Consider the following 17,417-nt stretch of genomic DNA (forward strand, 5'->3'; position numbering starts at 1 on the left):
ACACATGTCAAAAATCGTTATCGCATTAGGCGGAAACGCATTAGGAAATTCTGCCAATGAACAATTAACCAAAGCTGAACTAGCGGCAAAATCCATCGCGGATCTGATCACAGCGGGACATCATGTGGTCATCGCTCATGGGAATGGCCCACAGGTCGGCAAAATCCGCTTGGCCTTTGAGGAAACCAGCCAAAAACCAGAGGATACAATGCCGTTTCCAGAATGTACAGCGATGAGTCAAGGCTATATTGGCTATCACCTGCAACAGGCGATTGATGAAGAATTGGTGTCACGAGGAATGGCAGACATTCCGGTAGTGTCCATGCTGACGCAGGTGGTAGTAGATCCAAATGATCCAGCATTCTCTAATCCGACAAAACCGATTGGAGGCTATTACAGCGAAGAAGAAGCCAAAAAACTGATGGACGAAACGGAGGATGTCTATGTAGAGGATGCGGGAAGAGGCTGGCGCCGTGTAGTACCGTCACCAAAACCTGTCGATATCTACGAAAAAGTCAGTCTGCAAACCCTCGTCGACGCGGGGCAAGTCGTGATCGCCTGTGGTGGAGGAGGCATTCCGGTAGTATATGAAGGTACCCGATATAAAGGCGTCGATGCAGTCATCGACAAAGATTTCGCGGCAGCGAAAATGGCGGCACTGATTGATGCGGATGTCTTCATTATTCTAACCGCAGTAGATCATGTCTTCGTCAATTTCGGCAAGCCAGAACAGAAAGCACTAGAAACAACCAGTGTAGCGGATATGCAGAAATATATCGAAGAAAAACAATTCGCTCCCGGCAGTATGCTGCCGAAAGTCGAAGCCGCTATCGACTTCGCTGAATCAAAAGCCGGTCGACAAGCCATTATAGCTTCTCTAGAACAAGCGTCAGAAGCAGTGAAGGGCAATAGTGGAACGACGGTACAAATGTAAAGAATCAAAGCTCGTATGCTTGGTAAATATCACCCAGTATACGAGTTTTTTTACAAAATAATTGAACCGGTTCAATTATTTTTCAAAACCTATTGTAATTATTGAAATCGTTTGCTATTATTCTTTTTGAACCGGTTCAAAAAAGATAATAGTTAGGAGTTTTATTATGAATCTCGTAGATAAGCTGTCTGAGAAATTATTGCCGATTGTGTCAAAAATCAATAATCAGCGTCATCTTCTGGCCATTCGTGATGCCTTTATTATTACGATGCCGTTAGTAATGGCCGCATCCTTCATGGTCTTATTGAATGCCTTAATTTTTTCGAATGCCGCCGTACAGAAAATAGTTGATTTGAGTTTTTTGTCAGAATTGGCTGTCATTGTTAACAATGGGACAATGAGTATTTTAGCGATCATCGTTTGTTACAATATTGGTGTGAATCTAGCAAATTTTTATGTTCAATCAAAAGCGATTGATGATCCAGCCTTCAATTCTGTTCACGCTGGGGTATTAAGCTTAGCGACTATGTTTATTTTAATGCCTGTAAATACCTTAGTGACTCTTGCTGATGGTGCTACAGCTGAAGTAGGAGGCGTCTTCTCACAAGCCTTAACCTCTAGTTCCGGCTTAGCAACTGCAATGATCTGCGCACTAGTGAGCACCGAGCTGTTTGTTCGGTTCGCAAAATTCAAAAAGCTGAAAATAAAAATGCCAGATGGTGTTCCTCCAGCAGTTGCAACGTCATTCAACTCTTTGGTTCCAGAAGTACTCGTTGTGTTGATTTTTGGACTGTTCGTTTTTGTATTGAAGAAAGCGACGGGGTTAAATGTTCCCGATTTGATCAATTTAGCTATTCAAACGCCATTAAAAGGATTTGTACTATCTGTTCCAGGAATGCTGTTTATTCAATTCTTTTCTGATTTTCTTTGGGTATTTGGAATGCACGGCTCTAGTATCTTGGCACCAATCAAGCAAGCACCGATGCTGCAGTCAATCGAAGAAAATATGCTGGCCTTTCAAAATCATCAAGATATCCCAAATATTATTACCGAGCCCTTTGCCAATGCCTTTGGCTTGATTGGCGGAGGCGGCTGTATTCTTCCTTTAGTTATTGCTATTCTTTGGGTATCTCGCAGAAAGGATCAACGTCAAGTAGCGAAGCTTGGATTGACTACCTGCATGTTCAATATTACAGAACCAGTGATGTTCGGCCTGCCAGTCGTGATGAATCCAATCTTTATGATTCCTTGTGCGATTATCCCGTCTATTAATTTGATTATCGCCTATTTTGCCACAAGTATCGGTTTAGTAGGAAAAACAGTGGCAGCAGCACCGTGGATCACACCACCGGTGATTCAGTCCTTTATCGCAACAGGTGGAAATATCATGGCGAGTGTTTTGACAATACTACTAATCGTATTGGATGTTTTCTTATTTATGCCTTTTGTGATCGCATCAAATAAGGAAGCTCAATTGAGAGGAGAAGAATTGCTTGAGTAAGTATCCGTACCAAGATCCAGCCCTGCCTATTAAAGAACGTGTGGCGGATCTGTTAAGCCGAATGAGTATAGAAGAAAAAGCGGGTCAGGTGAATCAACACCTGTATGGCTGGGAATGCTATGAAAAGAAGGTGAATGGACAGGTCTCGTTAACAGACAAATTCAAAGCACATGTAGAATGGGGCGGAGGATTGGGGGCCTTATACGGCCTGTTTCGTGCCGACCCATGGTCAAAGGTTGGATTTGAAAATGGGATAGCTGCAGCAGATAGCTGGAAGCTTGCCAACCAAGTACAAGAATATGTGATCAATCATTCCCGCTGGAAAATCCCGGCTCTACTCGTGGAAGAATGTCCTCATGGTCATCAAGGACTAGAGGGAACTTCTTATCCAACCAATATCGGACGCGGCAACAGCTTCAATACAGAGCTTACGAAAAAATCCAGTCAGTTAATGGCACAGGAGCTTGCAGCTAAAGGCGTTCACTTAGCACTTGTATCGACGTTGGATTTAGTGAAGGACCCACGCTGGGGCCGATCGGAAGAATGCTTTGGAGAAGATCCGATACTAGCCGCAAAAATGAGCGAAGCGGTAGTTACAGGTTTTCAAGGAGATTTAATCACAGATGAAAAAAGCTATCTTGATCTTACCGTTGATGAAATCAATCGACAACCGGATCAAATCGGAGTGGTATTAAAGCATTGTATTGCACAAGGAGAGGCGCTAGGGGGGCATAACTCTGGAACTGTGACGCTTGGAAGAAGAGAATTTCAAGACGTGTACTTTCCCTTACTAGAAAGTACAAGAAATGCCGTAGGAGTAATGGCAGCCTACAACGATGTGGACGGTGTTCCTTGTCATATCAATGGGCAATTGTTCCAAAACATCCTGCGAAAGCAGTTGGGCTATCAGGGAATCGTCATGGCTGACGGAATCGCGCTAGATCGATTACAGGATGTTTTTTCTGACAAGGTAACCAGTGCCAATGCTGCATTGCAGGCTGGTGTTGACTTGAGTTTGTGGGACGAAACATATTTGCAGATCGCTGATGGAGTAAAAACAAAAAAAATTATGGAATCGGCTCTTGATGCCGCCTGTGCCCGCGTCTTAGGTATCAAGTTTCTATTAGGGTTATTCGAGCATCCGTTTTTAAAGGATCCTAGCCAGAAACTGACGGAAGTACTCAGTGCTGCAAAAAAAATCAATGCTCAGGCTGCTGAAGAATCATTGACGCTGCTAAAAAACAATGGTCTTCTTCCACTGGATCGGTCTATAAGAAAATTAGCTGTAATAGGTCCAAACGCAGATAGTGTCTATGCGCTATTAGGCGATTATTCAGCACCGCAGTCGTCAGAAATGGCTGAGAAAACAATCTATCAACAAGTGAAACAGGCATTTTCTGAATCAGAAGTTGTTTACGCAGAGGGCTGTGAGGTCCGAAACAAGGAGAACCAGCACGAAAAAATTGAAGAAGCGATAAAAGTCTGTCGAGGCGCAGATACGATTCTCGTTGTTTTGGGCGGGTCTAGCGCGCGGAATTTCGATATGGAATTTTTAAACAATGGCGCTGTTTCTTCTAAAGGAATTAACATGGATTCTGGCGAAAATGTAGATGTGGCTTCCTTGTCTTTGGGTGGAGAGCAGTTAACGTTACTAAGAAAGCTAAAAAAATTAGGAATACCAATTGTAACTGTGATGATCCAGGGCAGAACTTATGATCTCCAAGAGGTTCAACAGCTTTCTGACGCTGTTTTAGTTGGGTGGTTTCCTGGTCAAGAAGGAGGAGGCGCTATTGCTCGAACCTTGCTGGGTATCAACAATCCTAGTGGTCGCTTAAGCGTCAGCTATCCACTGAATTCAGAGCAATTGCCCGTTTATTACTATCAACGAGCGGCTTCAAAAAAAGACGATTATTATGATGAGTCGGGGGCACCTCTACATGCGTTTGGCTATGGATTGAGTTACACGAGTTTTTCCTATGAGAACTTGCATGTCACCCCAGAGTCTGACAAAATAATTATAAGTCTTACTGTCAAAAATGACGGAGAAATTGCTGGGAAAGAATCGGTGCTCGTGTTTGTTCGTTTACTGGGTGGAGCCGTGATTCAACGACACAAGCTGTTGAAGGAATTTATCAAGGTAGAATTGGCACCGAATGAGTCAACAGAGGTAACCTTTAGTGTTCCTTTAGAGGCGCTTTGCTTTACAGATTTCGATGGAAACTATAAGCAGGCGGAGAGCTGTCGAATTATGGTGCAGGAGCTCTCGCAAGAAGTGTCGCTTACTAGCTGATTCTCTTTGTCTAGTTAACTTTTCAGGCAGTAACAATAGCAGAACAGGAAAGGAATCGATCAGATGTCATCTATTCGAAAAGTTGCTGAGTTGGCGGGTGTTTCATTAGGAAGTGTCTCGCGCTATCTTAATGGTCATCAGCTGAAAGAACAAAATATGAAAAAAATTGCTGCTGCCATCAAGGAGCTGGATTACAAGGAAAATATCATTGCTAAAGGGCTTAAGAACAATCGCAGTTTTTCTGTCGGCCTTTTGATGAATAGCATATCCAGTCAATTTGGTGCTGAAATTGTCAGTGCGATTGAAGGTGTGATGGAGCAAAATGGTTATTCTGTTTTGTTAAGCGGGTTCAAGGGTGACGTTTCTCTGGTTGATCAAAAAATTGATTATCTTGTCCAGCATGCGGTGGATGGGTTGATTGTGTTTATGTCAGAACAAGATTGGGACGGAATGGAGCGCTTAGCCGAGCTGCCGATTCCTGTACTGACTATAAACAGTCCAATTCAGCTGCCGGGCGTGGATCGTGTACAGGTAGCGGACCGAAAAAGCGTCCATGAAGTAGTAGAGCATCTTATTCAGGAAGGCCATACAAAGATTGGCCTTTTAGCGGCCCCGCAAAATGATTATGTGGCAAGAGAACGCTTATCGGGAGCGAAAGAGGCAATTGCGAATCATCCTGAGGTGTCATTAGAAATTGAATATGGCGATTATTCTCGGATCAGCGGGTATCGAGGCGGAAAGAAATTGATCGCTAAAGAGATAACGGCCCTGATAGTGACCAACTACAATATGATGACGGGAGTCCTTGAGTATCTGTCCTCAGTCCCATCCGATCAAAGGGAGCTGGTCTTGGCTCATTATGATTATACGAGTGAGATGGCTGCGCTGTTGGAGAATCGGATCGTGATCAAAGCACCTACTAAGCTGATTGGCCAACGCGCTGCACAGCTGCTGCTAGATCGAATGAATGAAGACGCGGAGGCAGGGAAAGAAGAAATTATTGAGAATGAGATTTTTGGACTGTAATTGCCCGTTCTTAACCTATCTAAACAGAGAATATATCGCAGCGATTCATAAATGGATGAGTCGCTGTTTTTATGAACAGAAGCAATCGGAAAAACGTAAACTTATTAAAAAGGGGAGTTATTTATGCATCAATTTCCAAAAGATTTTTTATGGGGAGCAGCGACAAGCGCACCGCAATCAGAGGGGGCTGCGTTGAAGGATGGGAAAAGTCCTTCGACTTGGGATAAATGGTTTGAAATGGAGCCAGAGGCTTTTTATGATCAGGTCGGACCAGAAAATACGTCAAACCTTTATGAAATGTATCGGGAAGAAGTCGCCAATATGAAGGCAATGAACCTGAATTCTTATCGGACATCAATTGCTTGGACACGATTACTGCCAGATGGGAAGACCTTAAATCCCAAAGCTGTTTCCTTTTATCGTGCCTATTTTCAAGCGCTTATTGATAATGGGATCGAGCCGATAATCAATCTATTTCATTTCGATATGCCTTGGTGGTTGATGGAGAAGGGCGGCTGGGAAGTTAGAGAATCTGCGGATTCTTTTGCCTACTATGCTAGTGTGGCTTTTGAGCAGTTTGGTGATATTGTAAAAAAATGGGCGACATTCAATGAACCGCTGGTGCATATTGAATGCGGGTATTATGGGGACGCTCATTGGCCGAGAGTGCGAGATTTTAAGCGTGCTTTGCAAGTAGGGTACCATACGATGCTGGCTCATGCGAAAGCGGTAGAGGCTTTCCGAAAAGCCGCCCTCAAGGATGGGAAGATAGGGATTATCTTGAATTTATCGCCGGTTTATCCTAAAAGTGAGTCACCAGAGGATAGGGAAGCCGCTAAATGGGCAGATCATCTGTGTATTCGAAGCTTTTTAGATTGCGCTGTTAAGGGCAGTTTCTCTGAGGAATTTGTAGATATGTTGAAAACTTCAGACTTATTGCCTAAGACAAACGAGGGGGATAAGCAGCTCTTTTCAAAAAATACCGTTGACTTCATTGGCTGTAATTATTATCAGCCATTACGCGTACAAGCTGTATCAAAAGAGATGAAAGCAATAATAGAAGGGCCACAGGATCTGTATCAAGGGTATGATTGGCCTGAAAAACAGATTAATCCTCATCGAGGGTGGGAAATTTATCCAAAGGGCATCTACGACATCGCGATGCGGCTGAAAAATGATTACAGTGAAATTCCGTGGTATATCTCTGAAAATGGCATGGGCGTCTCTCAAGAGGAGGTCTTTGAAAATGAAGAAGGAATCATCCAAGATGACTACCGTATCGAATTTATAAAAGAACATTTAGTAGAATTGCATCGAGCGATCACAGAAGGCGCCAATTGCTTTGGTTATCATTTATGGACATTTTCCGATTGCTGGAGCTGGTTGAATGCCTTCAAGAATCGTTATGGTTTTTACCGAGTTGAACTAGATGAAGAGTATAAGCGAGTGCCTAAAAAATCCAGCTTCTGGATGGCAGAAACAATCCAAAGAAACGGTTTTGAGAACGTGGAACGCTAAAAAGAGAAAACTCCTGAATACTTGGCAACAATCGTCCAAGTATTCAGGAGTTTTTGGTCTACATTATCAATGTTGGCAATATCTTCTCAATGTCTCGCTGAATCAAGCTCTGCATGCTTTCTTTATAGTGATCGAGGGTCAAATTTTCTAGCTTGTGGCGAATGTGGGGAATTGTTTTAGGCTTTGCCTTAGCTAAATAGGTCAAATAGGGAATACATTGACGTACGACTGGGGCTTTAGAATCGTCCAAAACGCCTAAAATATCTTCCAAGTGTTTCTCGATGACGCCTTGCGTATCCCAGCGGGCATTGATCATAAAGAATTTGAAGGTGCGTCCTCGCCCACACGAAGCTTCCGTTTTAAGGGCAGGTAGAAATTGTTCCAGCTTATCCGCGAAAATAGGTTCGTTCAGACATTCTGTTTGCAATTGATTGAACTTAGCCAAGGCTTCTTTCGTATCCTTTGCGGTTAAGAGTGCATAAACTTCTTCCATCGACTTCAGTCCTTTCTCCTAGTATAAGTAGAGTAAAACAGTCGCCGATTTGGCGACTGTTTCTTTAATCTTCTTCCTCTTCAAGCTGTTTCTTTAGCTCATTGATCCGCTTATCAAGGTCCTTGCTTTGATTTTTTGTCTCATTGATTTGATCTTTGACCGTGTTGATGGCAGAATCACGAGCAGCCTTTTCGTGGGCGTACTCGGCCTCTTTGTTGCGATAGACACTAGTGTATTGTTCTGAAAGAGTGCCGCCAGAAGGCTCGACTTGCTGAACCAGGGCGAAGACCTCTTGTGCATATTGATCAAAGGTTTGCCAATTATCCTGTGTATCGGTCACGATGATTTCAAATTGATTCAACGTATCGATTCGCTCAGAAATCAATTGGTTGCTAAAGGTGGAGGCTTCTTCCACCATTGGCGTACTTAATTTCGCCGCTGTCAGCTCGTTAGCCTTTTGCTTGGCTAAGGTATCAATGTTGGTCGTGGCTGTCTGCAGCGCATTTTTCCGTGTCGCCAATACCTGTTTGGTTTGACTGGAACGGGTAACTAGCTGACCGCCGGCTTTTTGTACCGAAGACGGCATCTGAAAATCAACATCTTCTTTGCCATTATTCAGAAGATCCATTGTTTGCTTAAAGATTTCTTTTGTTGCTTGTCCTACGCTGGTGTTGTCCTGTGGCTGAGGCGTGTCATCACCGGCCCAGACCGCTACTGTGTAGTAAGGGGTCGCTCCGACGGTCCACAGATCCTTCGCTTCATCCGTCGTTCCCGTTTTGACAGCCCAATATTGATTATGAGCCAAGGTTAATCCAGCAGCGGTTCCGTCAGCGTTCTGATGAACAGCTTTCATCGTATCAATGGTCAAGTACGCCGCGTCATCGCTGTAAACCTTTTGTTGAGCGATGTCATTTTGCGAGAAGATTTCCTGCCCTGTGTCTTTGCGCTTGATCGTTTGGATATTTATGGGTGCGCGGTAATTTCCTTGGTTTACTAATGTTGCGATACCACTGGCCATTTCTTGCGTGGTCGCCCCATAGGTCATTCCGCCCACTGCGATGATTGGGTTATCATCTTCCACATCGAGTCCGGTAAATTGCATTTGCGCCAATGGCTGATACACTGGTTCCTTCAATTCATTCCGGTTTTCATCAGCCAGTTTATAGGCGACGACGTTGGAGGAAATCGCCAAGGCATTGCGTAATGTCAGGTTTCCTTTCGAACTGTTGTATACATTGTTTGGATACGTATTATTTGGTCGATCATCCGAAACGGCACTGCTTTCTAATAACCCCCGTTCGTAGGCGGGAGCATAGGAGACCAACGGCTTAATCGCCGATCCCGGCTGACGATAGGAGAGAAAGGCTCGATTGTAGTGGTTGCCTTCTTCACCGCGACCGCCAATACTTGCCACCACGTCTCCTGTCTGATTGTCAATGACTGTCATAGCCGCCTGTTTAGTGTAAAAATTATTTTCCCCATTTTGATCCTGCCAAGCATTCATGACGTTGCTGACGATCCCTTGCAATTGATCATGCAAAGCCGGGTCAATGTTGGTACTGATTTGATAACCGCCGGAAAGAATTCGCTGATATACCTTGTTATACGCAGATTTGTACTCTTCGTTGTAGCGATCCTCTTCTTCTTTGGAATCAAATTGGTATTGGAAACGGAAGTCCTGCTGTCCCATCAAAATCTTGGTGGCATTGTCCACTGCCAAAGCGACTTCGTTATTGTCCAGCTGATTGTTCAACGCATTGCTGTGGATTTTCGCCGAAATATCATCCGCCACAGCCTTGTCGTATTGATCTTTAGTGATGTAGCCTTGCTGATTCATTTGTTTAAGAATTAGCTTCGCCCGTTTTAACGCATTTTTCTTATTGGTCGTAGGATCGAAAATTCCCGGGTTATTGGTGATCCCTACAAGCGTTGCTTTTTCCAGCAGGCTGGTATCATTGATGGACTTACCAAAATAGACCTTTGACGCAGCATTGATCCCATAGGCACCATGACCGAAGTACACATTGTTCAAATAATATTCTAGAATTTGGTGTTTGGTGAAGCGTTTTTCTAGTGCTTGTGCCATCACCATTTCTTCGATCTTCCGTGAAATAGAAACCTCCGGCGTTAAGTAAATATTTTTTACTAGCTGCTGAGTGATGGTAGAGGCCCCACGGACACCGCGTCCAGTCGCTGCATTTATCCCAACGGTCAATAGCCCTTGGGTATCTACCCCGTGGTGGTCGTAAAACCGTTTATCCTCGATAGAAATCAATGCTTGAGAGACGAGAGGGTCCATCTTGTCATAGGTGATGTAGTCCCGTTCTTGGGTCTTTAATTCCTTGAGAACCTGCCCATTTTTATCCAAAATCGTCGTTGGATGGTATTGCTTAAAGTCACTTTCTTGGATTTTCGCCGCATGTTCTTCCCCAGCATCAATCGCCGCTGTGACTTCTTTTCCATATTTTTGGAAGAAGAAAATGGTCCCTGCGACCACTACTAAGAGCATCGCCGCTAAAATACTCAAGGAGATTTTTGTGGACCGGGATAGTTTTCCCCGTTCCGTCTTTTTCCTCGTGGGTTTTATTCTCTTTTCTTTTTTTTGTTGATGTCGTTCTTGTCTGTTTGCCATATCCGCCTATCCTTAAAAAAATCATTTCCTCTAGTGTAATAGAAAATGACGAGAATAACTATCATATTCATATTTTTCCAAGAAAAAATTTAGATTATTTCATAAAAATAGGCTGAATTTCACTAGAAATACTTGACGCTTGCTTAATTTGTCGCCACAATGTAAAGGAGATGAGGTGACCTATGGAGACAAAGAAAAAATGGTTGATCTTTTGGGGGATTCTGGCCGCTTTGTTTGTTGGGACATTTGGGATCGTTTTAAGCGGCAATTTTCCGCAATTTACGATACCCTTTAGTGTTTTTGCCAGCGATGACAAGGTAAAGAAAAAGGAAGAACTACCGAAGTTAAACGTATTGGCGTTGAAGGATGTCAACGATCAGTCATTATTAGAAGAACAAACGGAGAAAATCGATGCTTTGAATAAGGCATTTGAAGACAATAACAGCTTTTCCAGCTCTCAAGCGATGGCTGACGCGATCGAAAAAGTCTATGGGAAGGCGAAAGATGGGAAGAACATCTTTAACCTTTATCGTAAAATTTATCCGATGGTGAGTTCGGAGGAAAGCGGCTTTGTCAGTGTCAGTTTAGTTGGATTCGGGCAGCGTCTTGTAGACGATCAGACGATGACGACGCAGAGACAGGTTTGGAGCTTTACCGATACTAGCGGTTCGCGTCACGATTACACCATTAACATACGTTATAACCAAAAGGAGCTGAACGAATTAACCGCTGAAGACGGCAGCGAGGTAAAGTCGGTCATCACCAAAGAGGATACTTATTTAGATAAGTCGGCAGATTTTGAAACGGCATGGACGGAACTGGTACGACGCGGAACAGATACTCAGCTTTACCGTCAAATGCAAAAAGCGGGAATGGACAGCAATCAGACAGAATTCAAAGCGTTGGAAAAAAGCATCAATGTGACGGATCAAAATGGGTTCTTTGATTTATTCAAGGATACTCGGGGAGATATTGCTCATGCGTATCTTTCTGGTTTTTATCATACGAATACACCCACAGATGGGCAATCGGATTATTACTTCCGAGTACCTACTTCTGAAAAGGACGTGGCTACCTTTGTAGTCGTCTATGATCGCCTACAACAAAAAATTGTTTCTATTAATAAGCAGTAATTATGGGAAGACCATCCATGTGGATGGTCTTATTTTTTAGGATAAAACCGTAAAAAGCAATCATAATATTAAATATATTATAAAATATATGGTGTTTCGCAAAAATATTTCGTCATAATCCAAATATTTTTTTTGAATTTTGAGGGATTATAGAAATATATCACAATTATTGTTATATTTTGTTTAACAGGAAAATTACCCAAAGATCACATTTCTTAGAGGCGGGGAAACATGAGAGAGCAATTCCTGTAATCCAACAGATTTGTTGGTATGTTTCTTACTTGATGGGGGGTGGTATATGCGACGTGCTTCTGTTTTTGGCCAAAAACAAACTCCGAAAAAAATCGACTACTGTCTTCCTTTTGAAGGCAGTGGTTTCAATCGTTAGGGTAGGTTTATTTGTTGTGCATTTTTGCATAGGGCAAAGAACGAAAAGGAGAGCGAAATGAAAAGAAAAGGGTTAATGAAAAAGTTAAAGGGGATCATGTCGTTGGTAACGCTGTTGATTATGACAGTGTCTTCGTTAGGGATACCAGCACAAGTTTTTGCAGCAGATGAGGGAAACGTTCCTGCGAATCTGACAGTCAAACATAATGATACGCAGAAATGGACAGTAATTCAGTTCGATAAAGTCGAAGATGCCGACAGCTATAAGATTTATCGAGCAGAAGAGCAAGATGGAAATTTTGAACATATTCAAACACTGAAGAGTGATACTACCTATGCGGTCGATCCTTATACGGAGCTGAAGACCGATGGGACTCTGAAGGCTGATTATCTTTACTACTATAAAGTGTCAGCTGTTGTCGAGGGTAAGGAACAAGAAGCTGCTGGTCCAGTAGCTAATCAAGACGTTGCCACAAAAGCTAGTGATGATCAAATCGAAGAAGCCGCAGCAGCACCTTCAGTAGTAACTGAAGAAAAAGCAGAAGAAGTGACAGAAGAAACAACAGAAGAACAAACAGCTGCTGTGCAAACATACAGCTCATCTAGACACGACAAAGACTGTGATACTAAGCACAGCAGTAGAAAAAAATGTAACTCGAACAACTGGAAACACGGCGACTACTGCGACAAGAAACATAGTGGTAAAAAATGTAATGAGAAAAACTGGAAGCATGGCGACTATTGTGATAAGAAGCATAGCGGACACGGCTGTAACGAAAACAAATGGCAGCATGGGAAAGATTGCGACAAAAACCATAGCGGTCACAACTGTAACGAAAACAACTGGAAGCATGGAAAAGACTGCGATGAAAAGCATAGCGGCCACAACTGCAACCATAACTGGAAGCATGACGAAGATTGCGATAAAAAGCATGACGGAAAAGAATGTAACCAAAATAACTACAAAGAAAAATGGGATGCAGTGAAAAATGTCTGTGTAACTGAAACACAGCACCATTGGTTGAAGCTAAGCTGGGAATCAAAAGGCAGCGATGCAGAATACAAAATCTTCCGCGCGACAAAAAAATGCAACGACTATAATTCAAAAGACTTTAAAGAAATCGCTACGGTAAAAGGACAAACCACGTATAATGATACCAAGTTGAATCACAATACGACTTATTGCTATAAGGTAATGGTAAAACGTCCGAAAATTTGCCCATACACGATCGAAACAGTGAGCAGTTCGAATGTCGGTAAATTTACTATTTGCGGAACGACATTGAACCCATCGATCAAAGCAACCGCCGTTTCTGATAAGGCGATCAAAGTAACATGGACAAATACGAAGAGTGACAATGCGTCAACACGTTACGCAACAAGCTATACATTGTACCGCAGTACAACAAACAACATCAACAAAGCAACTGCGATTACAGTTGCCGGCAAACAAGACGGCTCTGAAATGAGCTACACAGATGATTGCTTGAACCAATGCACGACCTACTACTACTGGGTGAAGGCAAATTACGGTCAATGGAGCAACTGGGTGAGTCCGCAATGGGGACCAAGCTGTGCAACAACGTTGAAGAAAAAGGACATTGGTACGGACTTGAAGGGTTGTGTTAAGAATTACCTTAAATGCGGTTGCATTCCAACTCGCTACTATGGGGCACAAATCTTCTTAGGAACGAAGAAACCAACAGATTATACAAAAGTTCGTGTGTATCGTCGGACGAGCTCAGGAAAATATACCTCTGCTTACAAAACGATTGATGTTCGCTATGCGAAATATATGAATGGTTCATTTGGTAAAGGTTACTACTTGGATTACACATTAAGCAAAGTGTGCCTATCTAGAGGAACGTACTATTTTGCAATTCAAGCTGTTGGCTATGATGGCGGAAAAGAAATCACCGGACCAATGAAAGAAATTGGCTGTGCTTACGTAAAATGGTAAGCTAATTAAAAAATGTCAAACTACTATTTGTAATTAAAAACGTAACTTAAAAAGAAATCGCTGTTTTTGATATACCTTCATGCAGCGAAGATCGTCCAAAAAAAGTGTTAGGAGAGGGGTCTCCTAACACTTTTTTATTGTTCATTAATCAATGAAAAGAGCCTCATGGCCGGTATATGGCAAGAATTTCTCAAATAGATCCGCTGTTTTCACCTTCATATAATTGGTGACAGACCCAGAACTACAGCCATACCATTCTCGTTCGGCTACTGATTTGTCGAAGACCAACTGAATCTCGTGTTCTGGGTCCATCAATAAGCCGAAGATTGTTGCTGCACCAGGAATGACGCCTAAGCGTTCTTTCAGTAAATCCGCTGAAGCAAATGACACTCGGGGAATTTCTAATTTCTTACCGAAGTCCTTTGTGACGAACTTGAAGTCGGCTGGTGTAATGTACAGGTAAAACTTGGTTTTCTTTTGATTGCATAAAAAGATGGTTTTAACGACTTCGATCCCTAAACGATTATCGATATCGATACAGTCCTCCATCGTCAATGCCTCGCCCGTAGCCACTTGATAAAAAGGAATTTCAAGCTTTGCTAGTGTTTCGTAGGTCTTTTCTTCTAATTCAGATCCAAATTCGGTTGGTGGGGTAGTCTGCATCTCGCTAACGTAAACCATAACGGCCTCCTTGTTGTCTGTAATACATACTACGATACTATTTTTTAATCGAATTCACAATATATTTTCATTTATTTCTCTGATTGAGCCAAATCTTTCTTTACTAAACGATCAAGTATTACTTCAATATCCATGAAATCCGTAGTCGTGATATTCGAACGAATGATCACGGATTCTTGACCTTCAGAGATGAAATTTTTACAAGTCGGTGAGGTTCCGATGATTAGCTGAGCCTCTTGCGGTGTTTCCACGAAAGTTAGATGATACCGGTTTTTAAAGTGTAAATTGATCTTTTCTTGAATGAAAATGCTGAAGAGATCGCTATGTTCAGAAAACGCATACACCGAGATTTTCGGTAGGCAGTTTTCTAATGAATAGAGTGTTACACAGGTCAGGAACGAATAGACACGTAATTGGCGATGATCATAACTTGGCATCGCTTGAATAAAGTCTTTCCAAAAAGCTTCAAAGCGTCGATAATAGTAAGGAAACTGCTGCTGTACGTGGTTTAACGCTACGCTGTTTCTAAGCTCATCAATCATTGGATCATTTAAACGGAAGAAAGACAACGCCGCATAATGCTGTTTGATTTTTCGACCAACAAATCTTTGCTCGCGACTGCTTAATTGTCGGAAATGAGCAGAAAAAGAGCCGATCCAATGGGCAGTAGCTTGATTGAAAAAAAGTTCTCTGGAAGAATTTTTCGGTTGAAGCTCAAAATCATTTAACAATGAGCTGTATATCGCATACAGGAAAAAACGCCATTCATTGGTGTTCCAAGTTTTTAAAAAGCCTGGTTTTTTCGGATATTTAAAGCGATTTAATCTTTCAAGTTCGATAGTGTTAAAAACGAGTTCTCCTTTTTTACTGAGAGATTTGTTCGTTATCAATAACCAAAAGCAGATCATCTCCAGATTTGTTGGGTTATGGGGAAGCTTTAAGTATTCTTCTATTTGATTCGCCTGTTGCGTATAGCTGTCAGTATTAATCCATTCTACTTGAGTGAATTGATGGTATAAACCGCGAACAAAGATATAATAAAAGCGGCGAATGTCCACTTCGCGTCCCTTCAGGCTGATCTTTGTCGAGCATGAGATGTAGAGGTTGTAATCCGTCAACTCTTTATTGATTTCTTTGATTTTTCGACGTAATTTTGATTCACTGATATTCTTATCCATACAGAATTGAATCGCAGAAATTTTCCGTCGAGTTAAAATGTCGCGAATGATTTCACAGGCGAGATCATGCTGATACAGGTAACTGGTTAAGGATTGGAGGTTAGTGGAGGAACGATCCAATTGTATTCCACGTCCATTATCCATGCGAAGCTTCAAAGAATAGTCCTTTTCTGTATAAAGCTCTTCAATGATAGACTGTAGCTCTTTGCAGTTCACACGAATCGTGCCGAGGCTGGCATAGCCAATTTTTTCCTGCAATTCCTTCAAAGAAATTGGCGCTTGCAGACCATCTAATGTATCAATGATCTGAATTTTTAATAACGTATTCTTATCCATTCCCAGCATGAGTAATCCCTCCATTCTTATTTAATAAAAATTAATCGCATCATTTTATATAATAAATCGAAATATCATTTAATACAAATAATAACCTAATAAATGGCGAAAAATAAAGTCTTTTTCTAAAGAATTCATAAAAAACTCGCTTTTATTAAAAATAACTCAAGTTATATTATTTAAGTTTTCTTATCCTGTAAGGATATTTGGAAAAAATCATGACTTCTCGAACTTTTTATGAAAGCGGTCGTTTCCGCTTTTATTCTAAGGTATAATGAATCTAAAAGGAGTAAGGAGTCAGCGATGAAAATCTCAGAAATGAAAAATATTGGTGTAGTAAATGAGGAAAAGTTGGAGCAGGTAGGAATTACAACGCCGGATCAATTGCGGGAGTTAGGAACAGAGGCGGCATTTTTAAAGATTCGTCATCTAGTAGATGATGGGGCATGCTTGCATTTATTGTACGGACTAGAAGGAGCTATTCAGGATATTCCTAAGCGAGAATTAAGTGAGCGCCGAAAAGCAGAGCTGCGTGATTTCTTCAAAAAATTAGATTAGATTTTAGCGGCTTTGCTTGCTGCGAGAAATAATTCACGTTACACTAAATACAAAAAAGAAGGTGGCTTTTTGTATTTAATCGCATTAGTGATTTTTGTTATCCTTGTCGGCGCATATAATATTTTTATCAATCTTGCCCGCAGGAAAAAGAAGAATGTGACCCCTTTGATGGTGAACATTCAGGTAACGCTGAATTTGATTTTAATTGTAGCAGGTCTGATATACTTAATTTTTGGATAAAAAGAGAGGAAGACAGCTGTCGTTCCTCTTTTTTTATCGATAGATTTACACTAATTTTTGACAGTAGTCATAAGTGCCCGCCGCCTTCTTAGCGAATGGAGACAATTTGGGCGCCAAAAGGCATCAGAGCTAAGCGAGCAAGCTTGAGGGATTGTGCAGCAAAGGGAATACCAATAATGGTGACACATAGCAAAGCAGCGCTGAATAGATGACCGATCGCCAAAGGAACCCCCGAAACAATCAACCAAATTATATTGACGATAAAGTTTACTCCCGTGGTGTGATACACGATATCCTTACCAAAGGGGGCAAAGCTCAGACTTGCAAACTTAAAGCATTGCAGTCCGATTGGAATACCGATAATGGTGATACACCATAAAATGCCGGCGAGACACCAAGTCAATCCACCGACCAAACCGCCGAAGATGAACCAAATGATATTTCCTATACAAGACATAAGTCATTCCTCCATTTTGTTTAAGTGTACCATTTTTAAGAAAAGTTACCTCCAACTTTAGATGGATTTCGATAATTTACGTTTTTTTAGAAA

At 41.9% G+C, this 17,417-nt stretch carries 14 protein-coding genes; 9 read left to right on the forward strand and 5 right to left on the reverse strand.

The features are described 5' to 3' along the window. Positions 1-4: 4 nt before the first annotated feature. The 5 genes from arcC (at position 5) to IGI50_RS16430 (ending at position 7,269) form a co-directional block, all read left to right on the forward strand. Positions 5-934: a carbamate kinase gene (arcC, locus tag IGI50_RS16410; protein ID WP_028021126.1), complete on the forward strand. Its 930-nt coding sequence runs from the start codon at positions 5-7 to the stop codon at positions 932-934. Positions 935-1,100: 166 nt separating this feature from the next. Next, positions 1,101-2,435 (forward strand): PTS sugar transporter subunit IIC, encoded by a 1,335-nt coding sequence (locus tag IGI50_RS16415; protein WP_028021125.1) that lies wholly within the window; start codon positions 1,101-1,103, stop codon positions 2,433-2,435. Beyond that, on the forward strand, positions 2,428-4,725 hold the full coding sequence (locus IGI50_RS16420; protein WP_438777712.1) for a glycoside hydrolase family 3 N-terminal domain-containing protein: 2,298 nt from the start codon (positions 2,428-2,430) through the stop codon (positions 4,723-4,725). Before IGI50_RS16415 ends, IGI50_RS16420 begins: the two co-directional genes overlap by 8 nt. Before the next feature lie 63 nt (positions 4,726-4,788). Further along, a complete protein-coding gene (locus IGI50_RS16425; protein WP_010743800.1) occupies positions 4,789-5,751 on the forward strand; it encodes a LacI family DNA-binding transcriptional regulator in 963 nt (320 codons plus the stop codon). 123 nt (positions 5,752-5,874) lie between these two features. Next, positions 5,875-7,269, forward strand: a complete 1,395-nt coding sequence (locus IGI50_RS16430) for a glycoside hydrolase family 1 protein (protein WP_438777713.1) — start codon at positions 5,875-5,877, stop codon at positions 7,267-7,269. Between the two features lie 58 nt (positions 7,270-7,327). Here IGI50_RS16430 and IGI50_RS16435 read toward each other — a convergent pair whose 3' ends face one another. Both IGI50_RS16435 and IGI50_RS16440 read right to left on the reverse strand, forming a co-directional pair. After that, positions 7,328-7,762: a hypothetical protein gene (locus IGI50_RS16435; RefSeq protein ID WP_438777714.1), complete on the reverse strand. Its 435-nt coding sequence runs from the start codon at positions 7,760-7,762 to the stop codon at positions 7,328-7,330. A 64-nt stretch (positions 7,763-7,826) separates the two neighbouring features. Further along, positions 7,827-10,394, reverse strand: coding sequence for a transglycosylase domain-containing protein (locus IGI50_RS16440; RefSeq protein ID WP_438777715.1), 2,568 nt, complete (start codon positions 10,392-10,394; stop codon positions 7,827-7,829). A gap of 182 nt (positions 10,395-10,576) precedes the next feature. Between IGI50_RS16440 and IGI50_RS16445 the strand changes: the two genes are divergently transcribed. Together IGI50_RS16445 and IGI50_RS16450 are read left to right on the forward strand one after the other, a co-directional pair. Then, entirely contained in the window at positions 10,577-11,527 is a 951-nt protein-coding gene (locus tag IGI50_RS16445; RefSeq protein WP_028021120.1) for a hypothetical protein, read from the forward strand. Positions 11,528-11,972: 445 nt separating this feature from the next. Beyond that, positions 11,973-13,874, forward strand: a complete 1,902-nt coding sequence (locus tag IGI50_RS16450; protein ID WP_218257455.1) for a fibronectin type III domain-containing protein — start codon at positions 11,973-11,975, stop codon at positions 13,872-13,874. Between the two features lie 144 nt (positions 13,875-14,018). Here IGI50_RS16450 and IGI50_RS16455 read toward each other — a convergent pair whose 3' ends face one another. Both IGI50_RS16455 and IGI50_RS16460 read right to left on the reverse strand, forming a co-directional pair. After that, positions 14,019-14,555, reverse strand: coding sequence for a prolyl-tRNA synthetase associated domain-containing protein (locus tag IGI50_RS16455; protein ID WP_028020677.1), 537 nt, complete (start codon positions 14,553-14,555; stop codon positions 14,019-14,021). A gap of 71 nt (positions 14,556-14,626) precedes the next feature. Beyond that, entirely contained in the window at positions 14,627-16,078 is a 1,452-nt protein-coding gene (locus tag IGI50_RS16460; protein ID WP_438777716.1) for a helix-turn-helix domain-containing protein, read from the reverse strand. A gap of 294 nt (positions 16,079-16,372) precedes the next feature. Here IGI50_RS16460 and IGI50_RS16465 point away from each other — a divergent pair, with 294 nt between their 5' ends. Both IGI50_RS16465 and IGI50_RS16470 read left to right on the forward strand, forming a co-directional pair. Beyond that, positions 16,373-16,627, forward strand: coding sequence for a TfoX/Sxy family protein (locus tag IGI50_RS16465; protein WP_010743792.1), 255 nt, complete (start codon positions 16,373-16,375; stop codon positions 16,625-16,627). 69 nt (positions 16,628-16,696) lie between these two features. Beyond that, positions 16,697-16,867, forward strand: coding sequence for a hypothetical protein (locus IGI50_RS16470; RefSeq protein ID WP_187373419.1), 171 nt, complete (start codon positions 16,697-16,699; stop codon positions 16,865-16,867). Positions 16,868-16,955: 88 nt separating this feature from the next. On the opposite strand, the gene IGI50_RS16475 is transcribed toward IGI50_RS16470, so the two are convergent. Next, positions 16,956-17,324 carry a YccF domain-containing protein gene (locus IGI50_RS16475; RefSeq protein ID WP_338289459.1) on the reverse strand — a complete coding sequence of 123 codons (369 nt, stop codon included), beginning with the start codon at positions 17,322-17,324 and terminating at the stop codon, positions 16,956-16,958. Between the last annotated feature and the right edge of the window lie 93 nt (positions 17,325-17,417).

The organism is Enterococcus sp. DIV0170 (genome assembly GCF_051710765.1).
GTDB classification, from domain to species: Bacteria; Bacillota; Bacilli; order Lactobacillales; family Enterococcaceae; genus Enterococcus_A; species Enterococcus_A raffinosus.

What these genes read in the sequence shown, in the direction of transcription:
- arcC (WP_028021126.1), top strand. Translation starts at nt 5, where the DNA reads ATGTCAAAAATCGTTATCGCATTAGGCGGAAACGCATTAGGAAATTCT.
- IGI50_RS16415 (WP_028021125.1), top strand. Translation starts at nt 1,101, where the DNA reads ATGAATCTCGTAGATAAGCTGTCTGAGAAATTATTGCCGATTGTGTCA.
- IGI50_RS16425 (WP_010743800.1), top strand. Translation starts at nt 4,789, where the DNA reads ATGTCATCTATTCGAAAAGTTGCTGAGTTGGCGGGTGTTTCATTAGGA.
- IGI50_RS16430 (WP_438777713.1), top strand. Translation starts at nt 5,875, where the DNA reads ATGCATCAATTTCCAAAAGATTTTTTATGGGGAGCAGCGACAAGCGCA.
- IGI50_RS16435 (WP_438777714.1), bottom strand. Translation starts at nt 7,762, where the DNA reads ATGGAAGAAGTTTATGCACTCTTAACCGCAAAGGATACGAAAGAAGCC.
- IGI50_RS16440 (WP_438777715.1), bottom strand. Translation starts at nt 10,394, where the DNA reads ATGGCAAACAGACAAGAACGACATCAACAAAAAAAAGAAAAGAGAATA.
- IGI50_RS16445 (WP_028021120.1), top strand. Translation starts at nt 10,577, where the DNA reads ATGGAGACAAAGAAAAAATGGTTGATCTTTTGGGGGATTCTGGCCGCT.
- IGI50_RS16450 (WP_218257455.1), top strand. Translation starts at nt 11,973, where the DNA reads ATGAAAAGAAAAGGGTTAATGAAAAAGTTAAAGGGGATCATGTCGTTG.
- IGI50_RS16455 (WP_028020677.1), bottom strand. Translation starts at nt 14,555, where the DNA reads ATGGTTTACGTTAGCGAGATGCAGACTACCCCACCAACCGAATTTGGA.
- IGI50_RS16460 (WP_438777716.1), bottom strand. Translation starts at nt 16,078, where the DNA reads ATGCTGGGAATGGATAAGAATACGTTATTAAAAATTCAGATCATTGAT.
- IGI50_RS16465 (WP_010743792.1), top strand. Translation starts at nt 16,373, where the DNA reads ATGAAAATCTCAGAAATGAAAAATATTGGTGTAGTAAATGAGGAAAAG.
- IGI50_RS16475 (WP_338289459.1), bottom strand. Translation starts at nt 17,324, where the DNA reads ATGTCTTGTATAGGAAATATCATTTGGTTCATCTTCGGCGGTTTGGTC.